Annotated in this window: 22 protein-coding genes; all 22 read right to left on the reverse strand. The window is 54.1% G+C overall.

Features of this window, described 5'->3' with window-relative positions:
* Window position 1: 1 nt before the first annotated feature.
* The 22 genes from VN12_RS24840 to VN12_RS26110 all read right to left on the reverse strand — a co-directional run bounded on the left by VN12_RS24840 (window position 2) and on the right by VN12_RS26110 (window position 18,496).
* Window positions 2-742 carry a hypothetical protein gene (locus VN12_RS24840; protein WP_146679587.1) on the reverse strand — a complete coding sequence of 247 codons (741 nt, stop codon included), beginning with the start codon at window positions 740-742 and terminating at the stop codon, window positions 2-4.
* 697 nt (window positions 743-1,439) lie between these two features.
* Window positions 1,440-2,132, reverse strand: coding sequence for a DNA-processing protein DprA (locus VN12_RS24845; protein ID WP_205855149.1), 693 nt, complete (start codon window positions 2,130-2,132; stop codon window positions 1,440-1,442).
* Between the two features lie 226 nt (window positions 2,133-2,358).
* Window positions 2,359-2,775 (reverse strand): hypothetical protein, encoded by a 417-nt coding sequence (locus VN12_RS24850; RefSeq protein ID WP_146679588.1) that lies wholly within the window; start codon window positions 2,773-2,775, stop codon window positions 2,359-2,361.
* A 141-nt stretch (window positions 2,776-2,916) separates the two neighbouring features.
* Window positions 2,917-5,643: a hypothetical protein gene (locus VN12_RS24855; protein WP_146679589.1), complete on the reverse strand. Its 2,727-nt coding sequence runs from the start codon at window positions 5,641-5,643 to the stop codon at window positions 2,917-2,919.
* The gene (locus VN12_RS24860) at window positions 5,643-6,023 is read right to left on the reverse strand and encodes a hypothetical protein (RefSeq protein ID WP_146679590.1); all 381 of its coding nucleotides are present in this window, start codon (window positions 6,021-6,023) and stop codon (window positions 5,643-5,645) included. Before VN12_RS24860 ends, VN12_RS24855 begins: the two co-directional genes overlap by 1 nt.
* 11 nt (window positions 6,024-6,034) lie before the next feature.
* Complete coding sequence (locus VN12_RS24865) at window positions 6,035-6,532, reverse strand: hypothetical protein (RefSeq protein ID WP_146679591.1); 498 nt, start codon at window positions 6,530-6,532, stop codon at window positions 6,035-6,037.
* On the reverse strand, window positions 6,507-6,713 hold the full coding sequence (locus VN12_RS24870; protein WP_146679592.1) for a hypothetical protein: 207 nt from the start codon (window positions 6,711-6,713) through the stop codon (window positions 6,507-6,509). Before VN12_RS24870 ends, VN12_RS24865 begins: the two co-directional genes overlap by 26 nt.
* Window positions 6,714-6,743: 30 nt before the next feature.
* On the reverse strand, window positions 6,744-7,673 hold the full coding sequence (locus VN12_RS24875) for a phage tail tube protein (protein ID WP_146679593.1): 930 nt from the start codon (window positions 7,671-7,673) through the stop codon (window positions 6,744-6,746).
* 90 nt (window positions 7,674-7,763) lie between these two features.
* Window positions 7,764-8,174, reverse strand: coding sequence for a DUF6011 domain-containing protein (locus tag VN12_RS24880; protein WP_146679594.1), 411 nt, complete (start codon window positions 8,172-8,174; stop codon window positions 7,764-7,766).
* A gap of 70 nt (window positions 8,175-8,244) precedes the next feature.
* Window positions 8,245-8,976 carry a hypothetical protein gene (locus tag VN12_RS24885; protein WP_146679595.1) on the reverse strand — a complete coding sequence of 244 codons (732 nt, stop codon included), beginning with the start codon at window positions 8,974-8,976 and terminating at the stop codon, window positions 8,245-8,247.
* A complete protein-coding gene (locus VN12_RS24890; protein ID WP_146679596.1) occupies window positions 8,964-9,431 on the reverse strand; it encodes a hypothetical protein in 468 nt (155 codons plus the stop codon). Before VN12_RS24890 ends, VN12_RS24885 begins: the two co-directional genes overlap by 13 nt.
* Window positions 9,428-9,811, reverse strand: coding sequence for a hypothetical protein (locus tag VN12_RS24895; RefSeq protein WP_146679597.1), 384 nt, complete (start codon window positions 9,809-9,811; stop codon window positions 9,428-9,430). Before VN12_RS24895 ends, VN12_RS24890 begins: the two co-directional genes overlap by 4 nt.
* A 2-nt stretch (window positions 9,812-9,813) precedes the next feature.
* Window positions 9,814-10,704, reverse strand: coding sequence for a hypothetical protein (locus VN12_RS24900; RefSeq protein ID WP_146679598.1), 891 nt, complete (start codon window positions 10,702-10,704; stop codon window positions 9,814-9,816).
* A gap of 45 nt (window positions 10,705-10,749) precedes the next feature.
* Window positions 10,750-11,379 carry a hypothetical protein gene (locus VN12_RS24905; protein WP_146679599.1) on the reverse strand — a complete coding sequence of 210 codons (630 nt, stop codon included), beginning with the start codon at window positions 11,377-11,379 and terminating at the stop codon, window positions 10,750-10,752.
* 81 nt (window positions 11,380-11,460) lie between these two features.
* Window positions 11,461-11,985 (reverse strand): hypothetical protein, encoded by a 525-nt coding sequence (locus VN12_RS24910; protein WP_146679600.1) that lies wholly within the window; start codon window positions 11,983-11,985, stop codon window positions 11,461-11,463.
* 107 nt (window positions 11,986-12,092) lie between these two features.
* Window positions 12,093-13,352, reverse strand: coding sequence for a phage major capsid protein (locus tag VN12_RS24915; protein ID WP_146679601.1), 1,260 nt, complete (start codon window positions 13,350-13,352; stop codon window positions 12,093-12,095).
* A gap of 66 nt (window positions 13,353-13,418) precedes the next feature.
* The gene (locus VN12_RS24920) at window positions 13,419-14,942 is read right to left on the reverse strand and encodes a hypothetical protein (RefSeq protein ID WP_146679602.1); all 1,524 of its coding nucleotides are present in this window, start codon (window positions 14,940-14,942) and stop codon (window positions 13,419-13,421) included.
* 48 nt (window positions 14,943-14,990) lie between these two features.
* Window positions 14,991-15,179 (reverse strand): helix-turn-helix domain-containing protein, encoded by a 189-nt coding sequence (locus tag VN12_RS26955; protein WP_146679603.1) that lies wholly within the window; start codon window positions 15,177-15,179, stop codon window positions 14,991-14,993.
* Between the two features lie 81 nt (window positions 15,180-15,260).
* Entirely contained in the window at window positions 15,261-15,977 is a 717-nt protein-coding gene (locus VN12_RS24930) for a hypothetical protein (RefSeq protein ID WP_146679604.1), read from the reverse strand.
* Window positions 15,978-16,007: 30 nt separating this feature from the next.
* Window positions 16,008-16,652, reverse strand: a complete 645-nt coding sequence (locus VN12_RS24935; protein ID WP_146679605.1) for a hypothetical protein — start codon at window positions 16,650-16,652, stop codon at window positions 16,008-16,010.
* Between the two features lie 116 nt (window positions 16,653-16,768).
* Window positions 16,769-18,199 carry a hypothetical protein gene (locus tag VN12_RS24940; RefSeq protein WP_146679606.1) on the reverse strand — a complete coding sequence of 477 codons (1,431 nt, stop codon included), beginning with the start codon at window positions 18,197-18,199 and terminating at the stop codon, window positions 16,769-16,771.
* A gap of 156 nt (window positions 18,200-18,355) precedes the next feature.
* Window positions 18,356-18,496, reverse strand: a complete 141-nt coding sequence (locus VN12_RS26110) for a hypothetical protein (RefSeq protein ID WP_168164631.1) — start codon at window positions 18,494-18,496, stop codon at window positions 18,356-18,358.
* Between the last annotated feature and the right edge of the window lie 21 nt (window positions 18,497-18,517).

The following is an 18,517-nucleotide window of genomic DNA, read 5'->3' on the forward strand; positions in this document are numbered from 1 at the left end:
ATTATCCAATTGCGTAGTGAGGAATGCCGTCGAGCCTTACGGGCCAAACGTATTCGTATGTCCATGAGATTTCGCACTCTTCGAGCCGAATATTGCCAGTGCGGGAGCCACCACGAGGCCGAACTTCCCTGCCGATCTTTGGCTCCTCTGTTCGAAGCGCGAAAGGCCATATAGGTGGAGGGACCCTTGGGAAATCGCCACGCCCAACGGCACTGCCAGACTGGACGGCCGTGCACTTCTTGTGCGTTCGGGTTCGATGTCGCACGCCGCGACCAAAATTTACCTCTTTGACGTCCCATTCACCCCCGCCACCGTCGATTGAGAGGGACTCTGAGAAACGGATGTACTCTGGGGCCCCGACAACCGGTTGCATTACCGTGAGCTGAATCTGGAACTGCCGATAATTGACGTATTCGCCCCCGCGATAATTTGGATAGGCCAGCATGCGAGGCCGGATCCCGCCGATCGTGTCCGCATTGCGAAACCAAACGGTCGATCGCGTGCCATCGTCATGGAGCATCCCAAAGTCCATCCCGGGCTGGGAGTACGCCAGCTCCATCTCTTGGATGATGGGATCAAGATATCGAGGCGATTCCAATCGCTTATTCCGCAGCCTACCTTCGATGTTGACATCGGTAACGGCGCGGTAAGGCACTCCCGTCTCGTTTTCCTCAATCGAGGTCGATACGGTGATACCAGTGCTGTCCTGCCTATGACGGTAGTTGCCGTAAACGACTATCAACTTGGTCCCCTCCGGCAACCAAGCTAGTCGTCCTTCTTGTTAAGCTTCAAACATAGGACTCTATGGGACCCTATGAAGCCTACCTACTTCGTAATTGATCACTCCCCGCACGGGAGATCGTACGGATTCAATGTCATTGTAGGATTCAGTTCGAATCAGGGCGAAGGCGTAGATTGACACATTCGGGAACTGGGTCCTCACCCTTGCGCACATTCCGATAAAAGTGGAGCCTCTCGTGATTACATCGTCAACGAGAACGATTGACTTTGGGACCTGAAAAAGTTCGATCGCATTAGGGTCCAAAACTGTGGTTTCAAAGTGGACTTCAGGATCAGGTCGGCCACCCGGACCAGCGGTAGAGGATTTCGGAGCAGGTTTGTGACGACGCAGCAATCGAACCTTAGCGCCTAGATTGTTCTTCGACAACTCGTCACAAATCACGTCAGACGGCCAAAGTGTACCTGGTTGCATCAAGCTGCTGCGAGGGACAGGAACCAAGATGCACTTCCTATCCAGAATCTCTCCGAGGAACGGAAACTCCTCGCGACTTTCGGCTACTCGGGTTGCCAGACGTTCTATGGAACGTATTCCCTGAATAGTCCCGTTGTTCTTTACGCTGTAGCAGACGTTTCGCGATTGACCCGAAACATCAGACAGCCCTTTTGGCGAGTAAACCAAGTAAGAAGCAAATACCAATTTAGAGGGAAAAGGCGGCTGAGTGCTCATCTACGTCAATTTGCTTGGGAAGGCTGAGCATCAGGTCCACAACCGATTCTTCGTCTAGTACGATCGCCCCATAGTCGAGAAATTTTGCGGGCCATTCCAGTGATTGGTTTTCTACCTGCCATCGAGCCAAATAGAGCGGTCTCCCTAGCCTGAGCGCCTCCCAACCTTGGTGAAGAGAGCCGCTGCCGTCTGCCGCTTCGATGATCACAGTGGCGTGAGAGAGCAATGCCATCGTCCTGTTCCGCATGGGGAAGCAACTTGGAAAAGTCTTGCTTCCAATGGGGAACTGCGAGACCAGAAGATGGTTAGTCGCAATCTCCTCCTGCAATGCTTTGTGCTTCGCCGGATAAGCCTTGTCGATGGGTGTTCCAATGACGGCGATGGTCTTCCCGCCATGGCTGATTGCCGATTTGTGGGCTGCCGCATCAATTCCTTCGGCCAGCCCGCTCACCACAACGAATCCTTGTTCGACTAGCATTTTCGCAAGTCGGGCCGCTCGCCCAATGCCGCCTTGGGACGCTTTTCGCGAACCAACAATGGAAACGCGACCATTCCCGTGAAGAAGTTGCGCGTCCCCCCTAACGAATAATCGTTCCGGGGCATTTTTGATTTCGACGTCGTTCAACACACCCATCAGCTCGATGGGCGAGTACTCAGTGATCAAGTCACTTTCTCCACTTTGGCGATGTTTTGAGCCACTTTCGCAGGAAGTTCGCCTGCTGCCATCCAAACCGTCAAGTTATTGTCCAGAACTCGCAATCCTTCCAGTCCTGACGGCAAATCCTGGCCAATCCCGCCGAGTTTTGGCCGCGTGGGACCAGATTTGTCTCTATTTTAGCTGAAATCGGACGTCGAATCCTTAAGTGCGGAAGGAACTTCCAGGCACCCTCCTATCCTGCACGACCAGCCGACTCGCGAACTCGGATGTCATTTAGAATGGCTTGTTCGTCGTAAACTGTCGGAGCACCTTCAGGCCGGCCGACTGAGTAAGACGCTCGACCGACATTCAAGGCAAACGTCTTTGCTGCTACGCTTCCACCGCTTGCCGCCACAGCTTTCAGTGCTAAGTCGTAAACGGGTCTTGCAAATTGTGGAAATGCCTGGCAGATCTGAATAAGCTCCTTCTGTGACAACTCACAATCTGGAGACTGCTCCAATTTCGCGGCCAAAACCGGCAGCCTCTCTCGCGCCATCTTTAATCGGCGTGCCTCGTCCGCGCTGGCTTCGCTACTTTTTTTGCTATCACGAATAACGATGGCAACTAGAACACCTACGATTACGAAAGCACCTAGAACAACAAACAGCATGGCAACAGCAATCGGTACTGGAGTAATGGCGACTTGCAATGCAAATCACAAGGAAAGGGGCGGTTCACGGCCCAACTAGCTAAGAGGTCATTGTATTTACCACGCTTCGCGACCGCGATAGGGGTCATTTGAAAAGCTTGCCTATTGCTTTTTCAGCCTTGACTCCATCACCTTTGACTGGAATGCAGCTGCTTTGTCCTGCTGCATCTTTTGAGTGATCTGTTGTGTGATGGTTTCGACTTTCTTATCCATGATCTTGCTTGCCTCGTTCACAACGGAATCCACGATCGCTCCTTCATCCATCTTCACCGACACGCTGACGTCGTAGCTCGCTTGCAACTGCGCTTCGAGGACCGATTTCGTTGTCGCGATCTGTTGCTTCTCGGCTTCGATATCTCCTCCGAACTTCTGGGAGAAGCCAAGCTCTTCCTGCTTGTTCATGTAGTACTGGTCCACAAATCTTGCCGTTTCCTCAGTGCCAACGCGAGACAACAAATCTTTCTCTTCGCGTCCTAGCGATTTACCTCCCTGTGCTCGCGCCTTCTCGATAGCTGCATCTGCTTGGGCACGCTCCAGATCGGTCATATCTACATAGGCTCGGCCTGCATTTCGGCTCATTTCTTCAAGCCGCTGCATACGAGTCGTCTGTATATCGAGCTGCGATCGAATCTCCTGCTGCAATCCCTGCTCGGCAGCTAACCGTTCCGCCGCTGTTTGCGACTGGATCTGCCTTTGCTTGTCGAGACTGCCTATTAGCATGTCATTGAGGTAGTTCGCATGCTCGTAAGCGTCATTTAGCTCATCGGCCGACGCGACTCCGTTCGTTTCCAACTCGGCAATCTTACTTTCCTGCTTGGCAATCGATGCGCGTATTGTCGCCTGAATCTCCAATTCGCTGGTAAGCTGCTTGACGCCCTTGGATGCCGCAAGCTCCGACTGGTCTTTCAGGTTGTCAACAATCCCCGCTTGCAAGGCTACAATTTGCGACTTTGCATCCCCCACCGCTTGCATATCCAACGCATACCCAGCATTGAACTGCTCGATGATCTTTTGCTGCTTTGCAAGGTCAGCGGAATCGATCGACAAACTAACCCCTAGCTCAAGACCATTGAGGTTATTTGCCGTTTGAGCCTCGTAAGCCTGTCGGCCCATGTCGGTTTTAGCCGACAACTGAATTCTTGATGTCTCATATCCTGCATCCCTCTCGATTCCCGCCATTTCATCGCTGAGCTTATCTTGCAGAATCCTCCGGTTTTGAGCATCAGTGATACGCTTCGTAGCGATATTGCTGTCAGTCAATGACGAGATATCACCGATGACCGGTGCTAAGCCGGAAGTTCCAGGAAGGGCCTGCAGACCATTGTTGACACCGCGGCCTGCGATTCCCTCCATCGCCCAAGCGCCCGTTGAGGCCAGCCAAGTGCCAGCCCGACCCGACATGGACTTCGGATTACCAGTTTCACCTTGAAACATCTCCTTGTACCCGATTACGGCGCCTGTTGCTGCCGCTACAGCACCCGCCAGCAACAGGAACTTGGTAGCCAATCCCGCTGTCGCTACCGTCCCCAGCATGCCGGCCCCACCAGTTGCTGCTCCTCCTGCAGCACCAACAACTCGTCCACCAACGTTTCGAGCTACACCCCCTGAAACACCCATCGCAGGCATCGTGTTTCTTGCCGCTCCCAGATTCGCATTTGCAACCGCAGCAGCATTTGCCAATACAGCTTCCTGAACCAACGCCGCGTGGTAGGCTCGCATTTGTGCAAACCGAGTCGTCTGCAGCGCCTGCTCCACCATTTGGAGTTTTGTAGCAGTTTCAGTCGCTTTCGAAATGGACTTCCATCCCTTGGATACCGCTTCAAGCATATCGACACCACCTTCGAAGATGTCGAATAGCCCCTGGATCACAGCCATGCTTTGCATGAACTTTTGAGTGTTCTCCTCGGTCATCAGACCGAGCTCAGCAAACCCCTTTACCATTTGAAGCGAAGATCGCAAACCTTTCACGGTTGCTTGATCGACCTGCTCTTGAGCCTCTTTATGGGCATCCCGATAGCCCTTCACCGAGGCTTCGGCTTTTGCCATATTGGCCTGGATTTTCTCCGCCGCCGTGCCCTCCTTGGCAATGTACCCTTCGACATCGTTCGCCATCGCAGCGTAAGCTTCCGACGCGGCAACCATCCTCGCTTCGTACTCTTCGCGAATCTTCTGCGTGACTTGCTGCTCCGCTGTCGGCAACTTGTCGATCGACTCTTCGATGATCTGCGAGACCTTCGCAAGCTCCTCTTCCGCAATACCCGACAGTTCGTCGAGGACATTCCGCATAGCGGGTGTAAGCTCATCGGTGAACCGAAGAGCAATCGGATCTCCCGCCTTGCCCCTCGCTTTATCGATATCGTCCCCAGCGTCCATCGCCGCGCTGGATGCATTTTCGAGCCCGCGTTGCAGGTCCTGCAGCGAAGGACCGGTGTCTTTGACAGCAACTCCCAAGTCCTTTACGGAGCCGGCAGCTACACCCACTCCGGATCCAGCCATTGCCCCAAGCGAACTCATCTCGGACGCAGTAGACGGCGAGGCACCGACCCCAGCGCTCGGCAATACGCTCGCTTCGGCCCGGATGCGACTCATCGCGGATCGAATCTGCGAGGCCGTTTCGACTGAGCTATCTCGGAAGGAAATCAACTGAGCGTTGAGCCCCGTCATCATTCCTTTGACAGACTCAGCCGTGACACCAATCGCCGCGAGTCCGCCTTGCATCCTTGCTTGGCTTTCCTCCACGGACTGAGCCAGCTTCTCGATACGTTTGCCTGTCTGTGGGTTCTCAATGACGCCCACTTCAAACAATACGGAATCATCATCAGCAGCCATCAGTGCACCTTTCTCGCCTTCTTCTGAGCTCGTCTCATGAGTTTCGCCTTAGCCAACTCGAACACGTTGTCGATCAAGCGGATATTACGCTGCGTGACAGGACAGTCCAACAAACGCGAACGCATCGTTGGGCACGACTTGTAGCGATGATAGAAGTCCAGCATGAGCCGATTCTCCAGTCGCAGCCGCAACCGCCGACCGTTTTCCGGGCTCTTCTTCGGGCAACTGCTACATGGAGGATCTCCCTGTCTAAGAACAGGAAGCATCTTTCCGTCCTCTCCTTCGTACTCGTTGACCTTTCCGGTCTTGAGATTGAACGAGTACTTCTTGCAAGCATTGCAATCGATCTGGGCTGTCCTCGGGTAGAGGAGCTCGAACAACAGCCCTTTCTCTAGTTTTTTCGGAGGTCCCCGACGATCACATCGCTGATCGGCCGCCCTTCCGCCACGGCACGTGCCATACGATCGAGGTCCTCTGCTGTTTGATCAACAGTGAGCTTAGGATCCTCATCCCCACCATCGAAGCCCCACACCACGGTATTGATCATTCGCAGAAACAACGGCGGTTTGAGCCGCAAGACCTTCGCCTTGGATATTGGCATTGGGACTTCCGTATCGCCAACCTTCTCCACCAGCGACCATTCGGTGATCCGTCCTGCAATCACGCCTGCGAACATCTCTTCGACTTCTCGCTCCGCCTTCCGCTCCTTGAACTCGACAAGGATCGCCCGTTCGAGAATTTCAATGGGCCTATAACGAAACCGCACCTCGCGATGGATACGAGGTGCGGGCTTGTAAAAGATGGGAATCGTGTAACCGTCATCCTCAGGGAGATAATCGAGAAGTTCCTGAGGTCCGTTCGTGCTACTCGGAATCGGCTGGCTTGTCATCGGCTGGCTTTGCAATCGTTTGAATGATGAGAGTCGACGATCCTTCATCCTTTTCATACGACAAGGAAAACTCGACCTTCCCGCAGGCCAGAGCATTGTTCAGGGACGTCACCAACTCCAGTGCCTCTTTGAGGTCGGAGTGTTTTCTGTTGTCGCCCTTATACTCAATTAACTTTTTCACTTTCAAACCTCGCTGGCTTCGGATGTGGAACTAAACGGTGTCATCCAACGTGATGACCAAAGGTGAATCAACCGCTGGATCAGCTCCCGCGGCCAGGACGGCTTCCCACGTGTATTGATTCGTGACTCGAGTGTTTCGACCACCAACCTCGGGTACCGCAGGAATGGCTTTAAGCGCTGGAAACGAGAAAGCGATACTCATCGTCGGAGACGAGTAGACTACCTCAGCGGCGATAGGCCCCGTCAAGTTCGTGAGCGCCACGTCGTTGGTGTCGTCGAAGGGAGTCGTGTGAATCAACTGGATCATTTGCCCATCTGACGGGAAGTCCCCACGGTACCGACTGTTGTAGAACTCGTCGGCAAGCACCATGTTGTCGATCACAATCTGAGCGTCTTTCATCCGTCGCACTTGACCGTTTACCGTCAACGTCGACGAGGAATGAACCAAAGGCTGCGATGTAGCTAGATTCAAGCCAGTTGGCCAGCCGGTCGAAGCCGCCTTGGTCTCTTGCGTCGCTTCGATGTCCATCGCTACTTGAAGCAGTCCGCCAGCCGCATCGCTGGAGGAGAAAGTCGCCTTTGCCACAATGCAGTCAATGTAGGTGTACATCTGCTGCACAACATAATCGACGTGCCCCACCCGGAAGAACGGGCAAGCCGCCCCGGCTTTGATCACGTTCCCAGAGAATGCGGTCCCGAGGATGATCGGTAAGAACCAACGCGCGTCCGTTGGACGGACATTGAAGGAAACCGAGCCGCTAACACGAGTCTTATCGACCACGAAATCTTCGGCCCGATAGTGAAGTAAACCGGAAACACCTTCATCCTTCGCTTCATTGGTTTGGCCCTTCAAACCAAAGTTGAGCGCGGCGATCCGATTGACCAAGCCCGTCGATCCGCTGTTGGAAAATGCAAAAGCGTGTCGCCTGGAGGTATTGGCTGTGCAGTTCGTTGCTGGCATTGTTTCGGTCCCTTTGATCGCATGGATGTTTGGATCAAATTCCGATAAGGCTCCGCACGCTTCAAACTGCCTGCCATCCTCCCTTGTGGGCTATTCGGTCCCCGAACATGTCGGTCCAATTCCGCTCGCCACCGAATCGGGGTCGCTGAGTAATCGATTACAACGCCGGCAACGTCCTTCAAACGAGAACTCCACACGGTCAAGGAACTTTTGCGGATCTTGCAGGGCAGCCGCCACCCAGACATAGAACGTCTGCCCCTGGTGCTTCTTCCAAAGATAGACACGACCATCGTCTCCGATCATGCCGAAGCTGCGATAGTCGCTCTCGTTGTCGGGACCTTGCAGCAGCTCTACTACCCTCTTTCCGGGCACGAACTTGGCATCTTGCTTCATCGTCCGTATCCGGAACGTTCGATGCTCCCCCGTCTTCATCGACTTCATCGTAATGATGCCGTTGTGGGTCTTGATCTCGAACGGCTTGGTAACGGTATCGACAGACATGTTGACTCTCCATTGGTAAGCGCTTCACCAATAAAGACCGGAAACGCATCCAATTTGGTTTCCGTCCGAGCTAGAGCATCCCGTCTTTTTGCTCGCCAACGGCAGTGAACGTCATGAACGAAACATCCATTCCCTGCCCCCAGGCGTTGTGATCGGTCACAGCACCAGGCTTCGCTTTGACCGTGTGGATCTCTGGAACATCCGGTAGCGGAACCGACTCGATCGAGTTGAACAGATCCTCCCGGGCGACAAGCAGCTCACTGAGCTTACCCCTCAGCGAATTACTACCCTTGAGATAGAAGATCACGTTCACGGTATACTCCACCGAGATGAACGAATTATCTTCCCCGCTGATTTCTTCCGCCGTCGGGATGTAGAAAACACATTCATCTGACCCACGAAGCATATCCTTGAGCTTCGCGCCCACCTTGGCGATCTGGTGACTCGATGGATCTGCCGGTACGCCTGGCAGCCCGAGCGACAACACGAACTCTCGAACCGCCTCCAGCACTCGTTCATAGAGCGACACCGCCCCGTTCGTGATTCGGAATACACTCGGCGTCGTGAACGCGACGTCCGTACCATTGATTGTAGCTAGATGTGCGATGTAGCAACCGACGACACCCGCAAACGCAACACTGCCGTTGCCGGCCCGGCTTCCAACTGGTGCGAACGAGCGATCGGTATTGCTACCCATGAACCGACTCACAAAAACGGTATGGTTATCACCAACAGCCGATCCTGTGACGACGAACACCCCGCCAGTTCCGTCTTGGTTGTCCGTAAATGCTAAGCTTGCCATCGATTGTCCTTTCTGACTTTCGCCCGAATCTTCCTTTTCACCTCAGCAACAAGTGCGACTCGATCACTCCGATGCAGGTAGAAGAACTGACGCCGCGGGATCTTCCTCGTTCCGAACTGGTGCTTACCGAAATAGGGAATCGACCGGCTGTTGATACCAATGTGGTAAGTCATTTTCTTGGGAGCCTGAAATCGCTTCTGATAGGAACCAGCCCCGCCTGCCGCAGCCGCTCGCATTTTTCCGGTCAGTATCAACAATGGGTGTGGCCCATGACGCAAAATCGTGAGATCCGAATGAACCGGCCAAGCAGCACCCTTGGAATCCTCTTGTCGATCGAAGTTTTCGTCCACACTTTCCCTGACCAACTCGACCGCCCGCTTGAGCGGTTCTTCTTGCCTGCTGAAATCGTACTTCGCCAGCTTTCGCAGCTTCTTCGCAAACTCGAGCGCTTTCATTGCTGCTCCAACCCCTCAGGCTGAATCGTTGGCGTGCACGTGCATACGAACCGAGTACCCATCAAGTTATTGAGCACCGAATCCAATCGCACCCACAGATCGAGCCGATGCGTTTCCGAGACGATATGCAGCACATCGTTCTCCTCAACACGCCATTCCTCCAACTCCAGTTCGTAGAGATGAACCTTATAGAGGTAGATCGTCCGGGGCCCCATCTCGCTTCGCTGCTCGACATAGGACGCATCTTTGAACCGCACGCACGGCACGGCCTTGCTGTCAGAAACGCCACCGTCTGCATTCACCCGGTAGATCGTCGCCGACACGTCACGCATGCCCGGTATCATGCGATGACGCGATTTGAGCCATTCTCGATCAATCAAAGCTACCTCCCTGTGCGATACCGCATAATCACCGAGATCGCGGAGGTCGGCAGTTGACGAATAATCTCCGCCGTCGCAGTTGAATAGCTGTAATCTTCGAAGTTCTCTGATTGCATGCTGCCTGTTGGATCCGCTGCGATCGTTTTTGCAAACGCTGCCAACGCGACTTGCATGTCATCAGGGACACCACCCGGAAAGCCGGCATAGTAGTTCACTTGCAACTCACTTAGGCGCCGGTCCTTGATCGGCCTGATCCGACCAGGGATTCGAAGCAATCGACCGACTCGCTCGTAGACCTCGATGCGCGTCGTAAGGCTCTGGTTCTCAAAGTCGCAGGCGTATGCAGACTCGTCCAAGATGGACTCATCAGGAAACTGCCCACCCCCACGTTCCCCGCTTCTTTCCCGTATGTCGATAATCTTCGCTACAGGCCCGGGAGCCACCCGGGCTACGCATCCGACCACGCTTGTCTGTGCGGTTTTTTGGACAAAGAGGAGCCCTTTCGTGACAGGTGTGACCACCGGGAAGGTCCCAAACACTGCGATTCGGTTGTCGTCGACTCGAACAAAATCCACTTCGTTGTCGAGGCCTGCAACACCCGATCGCTGGATGAACACAGTCCCTGATTCCGGCAGACCATGCCCATATACTTTGATCACCACCCCATCGCCGAGATCCATGTCATAAGTCGAAAACGCGTCACCCCCGTCAATACCCAAAACGAGCTGGGACTGCGCATCCCCCGACAGCGAGGCCAATGACGTCTCTTCGTCAAAGGTAGTTATGTCTTCAATGACATGCCCGATGTACTTTCCGGTAATCCGATTAACGATTGCCGTCGCGCTGCGAAGAGCCAGAATCGCCTTATCGTCTGGCAGAACGTCGACGCTCATGCCTGTTATCAACCGAAAAGTATCTAGTCGGACTCCAGCCATTGCTTACCCCAGTTTTCTGATTGATGCGAAGATCAATTCGGCTTTACGTTCACTGATCCTCTCCAGCGACGTCACGCCTTTTTCAGCATGAAATCGTTGGATGTCAGAGACAGTATTGAGACCAGCTCCGATAAGCTGCTTTTTGAGTTCGGCTGCCATCTCGAGATCGGCAACGGCAACCGCACCTACCCTTGCCGTCGCTTCTTCCGACGTTGGAGTGGGCAATTCCGCAGGAGCACTTTTCACCACCTCTTGCACCGGACTCTTCTCACCTTCCAATTCAATGAGAATCTGGTCGTCCTCAACAGTCGAATCGGACTCAGCTTGATCGTTCAACTGTTTGCCGGAAATCTCCGTCAGTTCCGCAGCCGTCTGAGCAATTCGAGCCACGGCCGTTCGATCCAATGTTTCCGAACATCGTCTAACGTGATAGGCAATCCCCTCGTCGCTCATCCGTGGCAACTCGGATGCAACACTGTTAGAAAACTGCAGAAGCACCAAAAGAGGATCGTCGTATTTGAGACACTCCCGAGCAACGTCGAGGCACCGCTGAACCAAGTACCTCTCTTCATAGAGCCTCCGAATATCTGCCACGGCTCGACTAAAGAAGAGCACTGCAAACAACTCACCCATAACCAGTCTCCTATTAAAGCAAAGAAGCTCCCGTCGTTTGACGAGAGCTTCTTACTATCCGCGGCAGAATTCAAATGTTCGCTACGAGAGAGGCGACCAATCTGAACCATGATAGGCAACGTGCTCGGGGACCCACAGACCGCACACAAGCTGACTAGCCGCTGGAGAGTTGAACGAAGCACCCACATATGCGTAATCGGCACCAACATCCAAATCAGCAGGAGAGACGCGGATTAGCGCTATGAACTGATTCGTCGCGGCTCCGCGATCCGTAGCAGACGCATAAGAGTTCGCTGGAGCCTCACGATTGACCAACGCGGACTTCGTCCAGAAGTCTTTCGCGGCCGCGATCGCCCCAGCAGAACCTGCCTTGAAGAAGACTTCCTTGATCTGCAGAACCTTCGAGCTACCACCGGCATTGGTCTTTGCTTGGTTCAGCGTGATCGTAATGTCTTGACCCGCCGTACCCACGCCAATGAATAGAAGTAAGTTGAGGAAACTGTTGACGTTGGTAACACCAGCCCAGTTAGTGGACTTCGCGCCACCAGTCAGATCTGCGAGAAGAGCTGGCGAACCACTGTCGCCAAATGGAAACTGCTTGAACATGTTTTGAATGACTCCGTTTTCGATTTAATCGCTGGCTTTGTAATAAGCCTCGGGAGCAGCCCCCCGAGGCAAAAATCAACATAGGCAACCGCCGAAGCGGCTAATTGCTACCGAGCTTCCAGGGCAATGAAGTCGCCCTGCGAAACCGTTCCGTACTTCGGAGTCGTCGGCTTGTCGAACAGTGGTCGCCCGTCAATTCGGAATGTGAACTTGATCGCCGTTTGACCACGGAGGAACTCGACGTGCGGAGAAACGAGCTCCTGAACGCCACCCTTCGAGATCGTCAGGTACTGACCAAGATTCGCCAAAACGATGTCACCTTTGTCGCCGAGCTTTTGGTTGAACTCGGTCGGAATCACGGGACGCCCCATCAAGGTCGCATACGGGCTCGCGGAAAGGCCTCCGGGAGGAAGGTATACAACCCCGTTTTGCCCGCCGCTTCCCATTGTCATGGAATAAAGCTGAGGTTCAATTTCCTGGTTGATGTACCAAGCGTAGGCATCCACAGGCTGGCCGGTTCGCCGACGAGCCCACATGTTGAGGATGTTTTGCGAGTTGATCGTGTCCGCGGCTTGAGCGTTCTCCTTCGCAACATCGACGCATGCTGTGCTCTTCAAGAAGCCAAGCATTCGCTTTCCGCCAGGACCATTGAACACCGCATCACCGGTCATGAACGCGATTTCGCGTTGAACGGCTTGGCGAACCCATTGCTCCAAGGCGTAGCTGTTATCCTCGAGCAACTCATCGGTCAGGTAGACCACGACACACAACTTCTTGAGCTTGAGCTCGGTCGCATCGATCGAAGGACGACCAGCCGAAGCCAAGTCACCTTCCTCAAGCCAATAGCCGAGCAATCCACCCGATCGCTGACCATCCGCGCGGCTGCTTTCTTGCAGCTTGGGGAACGCCATCGTATTGCCCGAGACGGTGAACTGATTGGTTCGGCTCAGAACATCGTTGTCATAGTAGATCGCCGCAATGTCAGGAGCGAACTCAGGCAACACTAGCGCACCAGCCGACTCGCTGTCGAGCGTGTTCATGGCGTTCGCCTTGACGAGCATGTCGACCGCTTTGTGGTGCCGCGATTCGAACTCGTTCTGATTCTTGTACCCTAACCGCAAGAACTCGGAGAACGACTTGAACTGCCGCTTATATCCAGCAGGGGCGCGAAAACGGCGACCCTTCCGCATTGCGTTGAGCTTACCCTTCACAATTTGGGTTGGCTCATAGTTGTCTTCCTCGAAGAAACTGAGCGCGTTGGTTTCATGATTCAAGTGAGAGCCTTCAACACTCCCCTTTACCATGTTGCCAATCTCTTCCATTCGCTTTTCGAGATTGGTCATTCCCGTCAAAATATCTGAACTCATCTTTCAAACTTCCCCCGCCGCCGCGCGGCCGCTGTATTTACCTAAAAACCCCCAGAACCGCACTCCCTACTCGGATCGCATCTGCATCGGCGTAACGTCGAGATTTGCAACCAAGTCTTCGAATCGTTTTTGCAGGCTTTCGAATGCCTGCTTGTATTTGGACTCGTCCACGCTTGCCGCTTGAGGCTGCTTGAACGACTTCGCTTGCTGATTGAGACGATCGATGTCCGAAACCGTCTGATTCAAGATGCGAATATTGGCAACACTGAGCTTGCCGCCATTCTTCGCCGCCGACTTGGCAATCATGTTGACGCGTGCTGCAAGCCCTTGAAGCTGATCGAGACTTCGGTTGCTCGAGCAGAGGAAGCTCTTCACAACTTCATCGGTTGGCTCTTCCGTTGGTGGAACCAACGGTTCGAGAGCCGAGTACTTCGAGCTATAAAGACCCTCGAGGCTCGTCGCCAAGTCTCGAGCTTGCTGAAGGACCTCGGTCGCTTGCGACTTGACGTCATCTGCTTCGACAGGCCCCAGAGCCTTGGTTGCGGTTTCGATCAATCCCAACAAGTTGCCATGGATCGAGCGAAGCACTTGCGCACCGAGCGGGAGCTCTTCTCCAACAATCTCCGGCTCGTCGACAACCACTTCTTGGCTAGCCACGGCATCGGATGCAGGCCCGGGTGCTGGTGCTTCATCGTCGGAAAGTAATTCGGCAGCAGCCCGTAACATCCCTTGGGACATCTCGTCATACTCGCCCATTTCCGCCATCGACTTGGCCAACTGCTTTGGCCCCATCTTTTTGATCTGCTCGCTAGTGAGCTTTTTCATCTCGACTACCCTCTCGCTTTGCTTCGAATCGATTCCCGGCGTTGAAGCCCGAGTCTCCAACGTTGACAGAAGACTCTTTCGAATCACCGGATGAATCGACTGACCATCCAAGGTGTTAAGTGAGAGAATCCGATTTGCTGCCTCACACTGCAAATCGGCGATTTCCTTGAGGAACTCATTGCTCTTGACGATGCGAGCGCCGGGGTTGACCGGCAAAGTACAGTAACTCCACTCGTTCATAAACGCTGTCTCGATGAACAAGATCTCGTCACCGAAGGAGTCGAAACCGATCGCGCAATCCTCGACACTGATTCCGATAGAACTCGTGCGAAGAAACTTCTGCACCACGAGATCGAAGAACTGCATACTTAGCTTGTTCTTGGCTTGGTGATGTGCGACCGCGTAGGTCCCATCTTCTTCTTGCGTGACGGTTACATTCCCATCGCCGTCTTCGGACACTGCAACGGGAAGAGTGATCCCCTCCAAACCGTGGCCATAGAGCACGACCGGGTTATCGCGATAGATATCGAGCTTGATCCCATCTTGATTGACGACGTGATTAACGCGATCCATCTGCGACGTGCTGATGCGCATGCGAACCGTCAAATTGGTTTCGTCTACCGCGGGAGCCGCGACCGAGTCGACGGCTATTTGATCCCCGTAAGGACCGGACTTGCAGAAGTACAGATGTCCCGTGTTACCCGCTTCCCGCGATGGCAACAGCAATCGACCTACTTCCGCAAACTGAACTTTTCGCTTCTCCATGTTTCACCTCGTAAGATGAAACTCGCGAAACTCAAAACACAGAGCAAATCAAGAGGGCTCCCGCGGAGAATGCGGTTTCGAGGACTTTTGTTGAACTCGCACCCAGTTGCGAATAACGGACTCCGACAATCCCAAACGACGAGCGACTTGAGGGATCGTGTTACCTTTGTTAACGAGCCTGAACGCGTCTTGCTTGGTCTTCTCGCAAATCTTCTTCCCCATATGACCGTTCGCCATAATCCTCCTGCCTCCCAAAGAACAGCATCAACCCAGCCGATCGCATTAGGATCGCTAAAGTTGATACCAGACTGCAAGCGATTAAATCGCGACGTGTTCAATCCAACATCGGCATCGTTTATGCGCCGGAGTCCCTCGCGGAAACTTAGCACCCCAAACTTCTCGCGTCGTGCCTTCGAGCGGTTCGCAGATATCGCACGCACCTGGCTCCGTCCGCCAGACTTCTACGATCGTCTTGCCCTTGGCACGCAACACATTGGTCCCGGCGATTTCCGCATCGGACTGCGTTTCAGTCACAGCAGTGACTGCCGTCATCTCTGCGTCAGACTGCGTGAACGCATCGCCTCTTGCATCTCGCCACTCCCTGGGAGCGTACGGATCCACTGCAGTATGAAGAGGGGCTTGGTTTCTCGACACAACAGCCGGATCACCCAGAACGGTGAAGATAGTGCGAGGTGCAGATTCAAACTGCCTACGCCTTTCGGCCTCCTCCTGCCTAAACTTGATCACTCGAGCCTTCCACCGCGAGGCGATATCTCGGGTCCATCTCCCGAAAAAGAGCATGAACGCCGCGGCTGCCGCTTTCGCATTTTGCTCTTCCTCGAACTCTTCCAGCAAGTTTTGGTTTGCCAGAATCCATACAGCCCAAACCGCGTCGAGACATCGCTCCCTGAGCGATCGGACAAGCGTCTCTTCGCTCAAGAAAGACGGATCCTCAATATCCGTCCACTCCATCCAAACCGAAGCGAGTACCGCTTCCAGTTCTTTTTCTCTTAGCTCCCGGTTTGGGACTTCCATATCTCAGAACCTACCATGCAGAGCCAGTGGTTATCGACAAAGCCGCGTCTTCAAGAATCGCAGGGGACGCACAGCCCGTCTGACAGCCCCCGTCGCAACACTCGCCGCGCTCGCTACCGCAGCCCTCGCAAGCGGAGCACCACGACCGACACACGCTCTACCCGAGCACTGAATCGATGTAATGGCACCACTTTGAATCAACTCTCGATGTCCCTTGATTGACCTGAGCCACGCAGCGATCGCCATTTCTCGCGTAGCAACCCCGGAACTTTTGAATACGACCTCCGGACCATTGAAATAGCGGTCGTGGTACAGGAAACGACTTCGATCCAGTTTCCTCGCAAACACGAGTGCACCGAAATCCCCCGATGTATTCGTCACCGCACTGGTCACGCAGGTCGAACAACCCTCGCTTGCGACTCCAATGGTTCGAATCTCTCGCACGGCCTGAACAGGAATCGCAACTGCGTTGACTGCTCCCGCCACAACCCGGGAACCCGCAGTCGGGCAAACTCCGTTTCTGCATTGTGCAAACAAGTCACTTCCAACGAGCAAGGCAACACACATCGCCAAGACTCCAACGAAACTCCATCGCTTCACTTCGCCATCCTCCTCGTAAATCTTGGCTCTCTGAGCCATAAACTTCTCAGCTCCGCCCTGTGCCGAGCTGAACATATAAAGGTGCCTAGGCTGATATGTTTTTCTGTAGCACACTCGCTACTTGTCGCCCCAACGGCACCACCCGGGAACATTTGGTGTCAAAGGAAAGGCCTCTTTCGAGGCCACGCAACCTACTCAAAGTCTTCTACTCGAAGCTCCCCGCCGTCTTCAACCGATGCGGAGATGAGGTAGACGCCGGACTCGCGACAGATTTCGGCGATCTCCTGCTTCAACTCCGGCCCGAGCGACTGCCACGCCTCTTGGCACAACGGGATCACCCCACCTTTGCCAACCGACCGAACGGCGTACTGCAACGCGACTCGCCACTTCTGACCCGTGGACAACTCCTCAAATGGAACTTCCTTCTTGCGACCCTCGTGCCGCACGACAAGCAAGCCATCTTTGATCTGGATCGGACCCTCAGGCAAAGCCTTCTGAGCGCGACCGATCACTTCTTGAGCAAACTTGCGAATGTCGATCGCCCTGTTGGCGACATCGACCGACTCGTTTTGCAGCGACATGGACTCCTTGAGAGCCCCCTTCCGTTGTCCCACGGTGGCCGCCACGTTGAGCAGCTCGATCGCCTTGAGCTCGTTGGCTCGCAGTTCAGCCAATCGTTCCTCTGATGGACTTTCACCCGGATCGGCGATCTGCGATCGCAACCGGTCCAACATCTGTTGCTTTTCGATCGCGTGCTTTTGCTGCTGTAGCAAAGACTGAAGTTGACGTTCTGCAGCTTCTAGCCTCCTACGCAAGCCTTCGACTGTAGTTCTCGCATTCGCGATGTTGGATTCCAAGTCTTCCTGATAAACTACTCCGCTTGCTTCGGCTTCTTGTATCTGTTCTTCGATTCTCGCGTTAGCTTCCGATACTGATCTAAACCGAGTCGCTTGCAGCTCAGCCGCTTGCAACTCGCTCGAAGCCTTTCGGCTGTTTTCGAGGGCCTTTTGATAGCCCAACGCACCTTGCAGTTGATCGACATCTCCTGCTTCTTGCCGCTTCGCTGTTGCCATTCCAGCAAGCCTCTCGGCCGCCCGTTCTTGTTCCAATGCAAACGAATCCAGCGCCCGCTTGAGTTTATCGGCCATCGTCACTGGATCATCGGCCGACGCAATATCATCGATATCGATCTCGGTCTTGAACTCATCGAACCGATCACCCAGCAAGTCGGCTGGAGTGAGTTTGTTCCCACCGATGGAGATCAAGCAGCGAACGCGAGCCTTCTGCCGCGCAGCCGAATCTGCAACCTTGGGCTCAACCAACGTCGCGATGTCGAGACGACCGCCTAGCGTTGGGACCGCGACGGATCCAGACGTAGTGGACCTCTTTCCGATCTTCACGCTTCGGCCGAGACCCGTCACTTCTCCGGCCGACTCGCCATCGTGCGGTGTAAGCCCAGCTAGAGAATCTTTATCCCCTAGCAAACCGGACAACGCGCGGATCGCTGTCGTCTTTCCAGTTCCCGAGGTCCCTTTGAGAATCTTGACCCCTCCGCCACCCTCTGGGAGATCGAACACGATGTTCGTGATCGGGCCAACGGACTTCATCTCGACTGTACTCATGAATCGCTCCTGCGAATGAACTTGATGGACACAACTGCCTGACACCAAGAAAGGCCGGAAACGCAGGATTTTCATCGCGTTTTTCTACGTGATATTGCTAATCACTCGAAGAAAGTTTCCTCCCGCGGCGTCTATTGAAAGCCATTCGCCTACTTTTCAGTTCTCGGGGTACTGATTCTTGGTGTTGCCGTAGTAGTGGACGAACTTGGTATCGCCCATGCCGAGAATGTGCGTCACGCTGGTATCGATTTGCCCGAACTCGATCTGTTCGGAGTTGAGCCACTCTTCGATGATCATCTCCTCGGATCCAAACGAATA

The sequence above is a fragment of the Pirellula sp. SH-Sr6A genome (genome assembly GCF_001610875.1).
In the GTDB taxonomy this organism is placed as follows: Bacteria; Planctomycetota; Planctomycetia; order Pirellulales; family Pirellulaceae; genus JBKCUI01.

What these genes read in the sequence shown, in the direction of transcription:
- VN12_RS24920 (WP_146679602.1), bottom strand. Translation starts at nt 14,942, where the DNA reads ATGGAGAAGCGAAAAGTTCAGTTTGCGGAAGTAGGTCGATTGCTGTTG.
- VN12_RS24875 (WP_146679593.1), bottom strand. Translation starts at nt 7,673, where the DNA reads ATGCCAGCAACGAACTGCACAGCCAATACCTCCAGGCGACACGCTTTT.
- VN12_RS26110 (WP_168164631.1), bottom strand. Translation starts at nt 18,496, where the DNA reads ATGATCATCGAAGAGTGGCTCAACTCCGAACAGATCGAGTTCGGGCAA.
- VN12_RS24930 (WP_146679604.1), bottom strand. Translation starts at nt 15,977, where the DNA reads ATGGAAGTCCCAAACCGGGAGCTAAGAGAAAAAGAACTGGAAGCGGTA.
- VN12_RS24905 (WP_146679599.1), bottom strand. Translation starts at nt 11,379, where the DNA reads ATGGGTGAGTTGTTTGCAGTGCTCTTCTTTAGTCGAGCCGTGGCAGAT.
- VN12_RS24880 (WP_146679594.1), bottom strand. Translation starts at nt 8,174, where the DNA reads ATGTCTGTCGATACCGTTACCAAGCCGTTCGAGATCAAGACCCACAAC.
- VN12_RS24935 (WP_146679605.1), bottom strand. Translation starts at nt 16,652, where the DNA reads ATGTTCAGCTCGGCACAGGGCGGAGCTGAGAAGTTTATGGCTCAGAGA.
- VN12_RS24900 (WP_146679598.1), bottom strand. Translation starts at nt 10,704, where the DNA reads ATGAGCGTCGACGTTCTGCCAGACGATAAGGCGATTCTGGCTCTTCGC.
- VN12_RS24865 (WP_146679591.1), bottom strand. Translation starts at nt 6,532, where the DNA reads ATGACAAGCCAGCCGATTCCGAGTAGCACGAACGGACCTCAGGAACTT.
- VN12_RS24855 (WP_146679589.1), bottom strand. Translation starts at nt 5,643, where the DNA reads ATGGCTGCTGATGATGATTCCGTATTGTTTGAAGTGGGCGTCATTGAG.
- VN12_RS24890 (WP_146679596.1), bottom strand. Translation starts at nt 9,431, where the DNA reads ATGAAAGCGCTCGAGTTTGCGAAGAAGCTGCGAAAGCTGGCGAAGTAC.
- VN12_RS24850 (WP_146679588.1), bottom strand. Translation starts at nt 2,775, where the DNA reads ATGCTGTTTGTTGTTCTAGGTGCTTTCGTAATCGTAGGTGTTCTAGTT.
- VN12_RS24910 (WP_146679600.1), bottom strand. Translation starts at nt 11,985, where the DNA reads ATGTTCAAGCAGTTTCCATTTGGCGACAGTGGTTCGCCAGCTCTTCTC.
- VN12_RS24915 (WP_146679601.1), bottom strand. Translation starts at nt 13,352, where the DNA reads ATGAGTTCAGATATTTTGACGGGAATGACCAATCTCGAAAAGCGAATG.
- VN12_RS24940 (WP_146679606.1), bottom strand. Translation starts at nt 18,199, where the DNA reads ATGAGTACAGTCGAGATGAAGTCCGTTGGCCCGATCACGAACATCGTG.
- VN12_RS24885 (WP_146679595.1), bottom strand. Translation starts at nt 8,976, where the DNA reads ATGGCAAGCTTAGCATTTACGGACAACCAAGACGGAACTGGCGGGGTG.
- VN12_RS26955 (WP_146679603.1), bottom strand. Translation starts at nt 15,179, where the DNA reads ATGGCGAACGGTCATATGGGGAAGAAGATTTGCGAGAAGACCAAGCAA.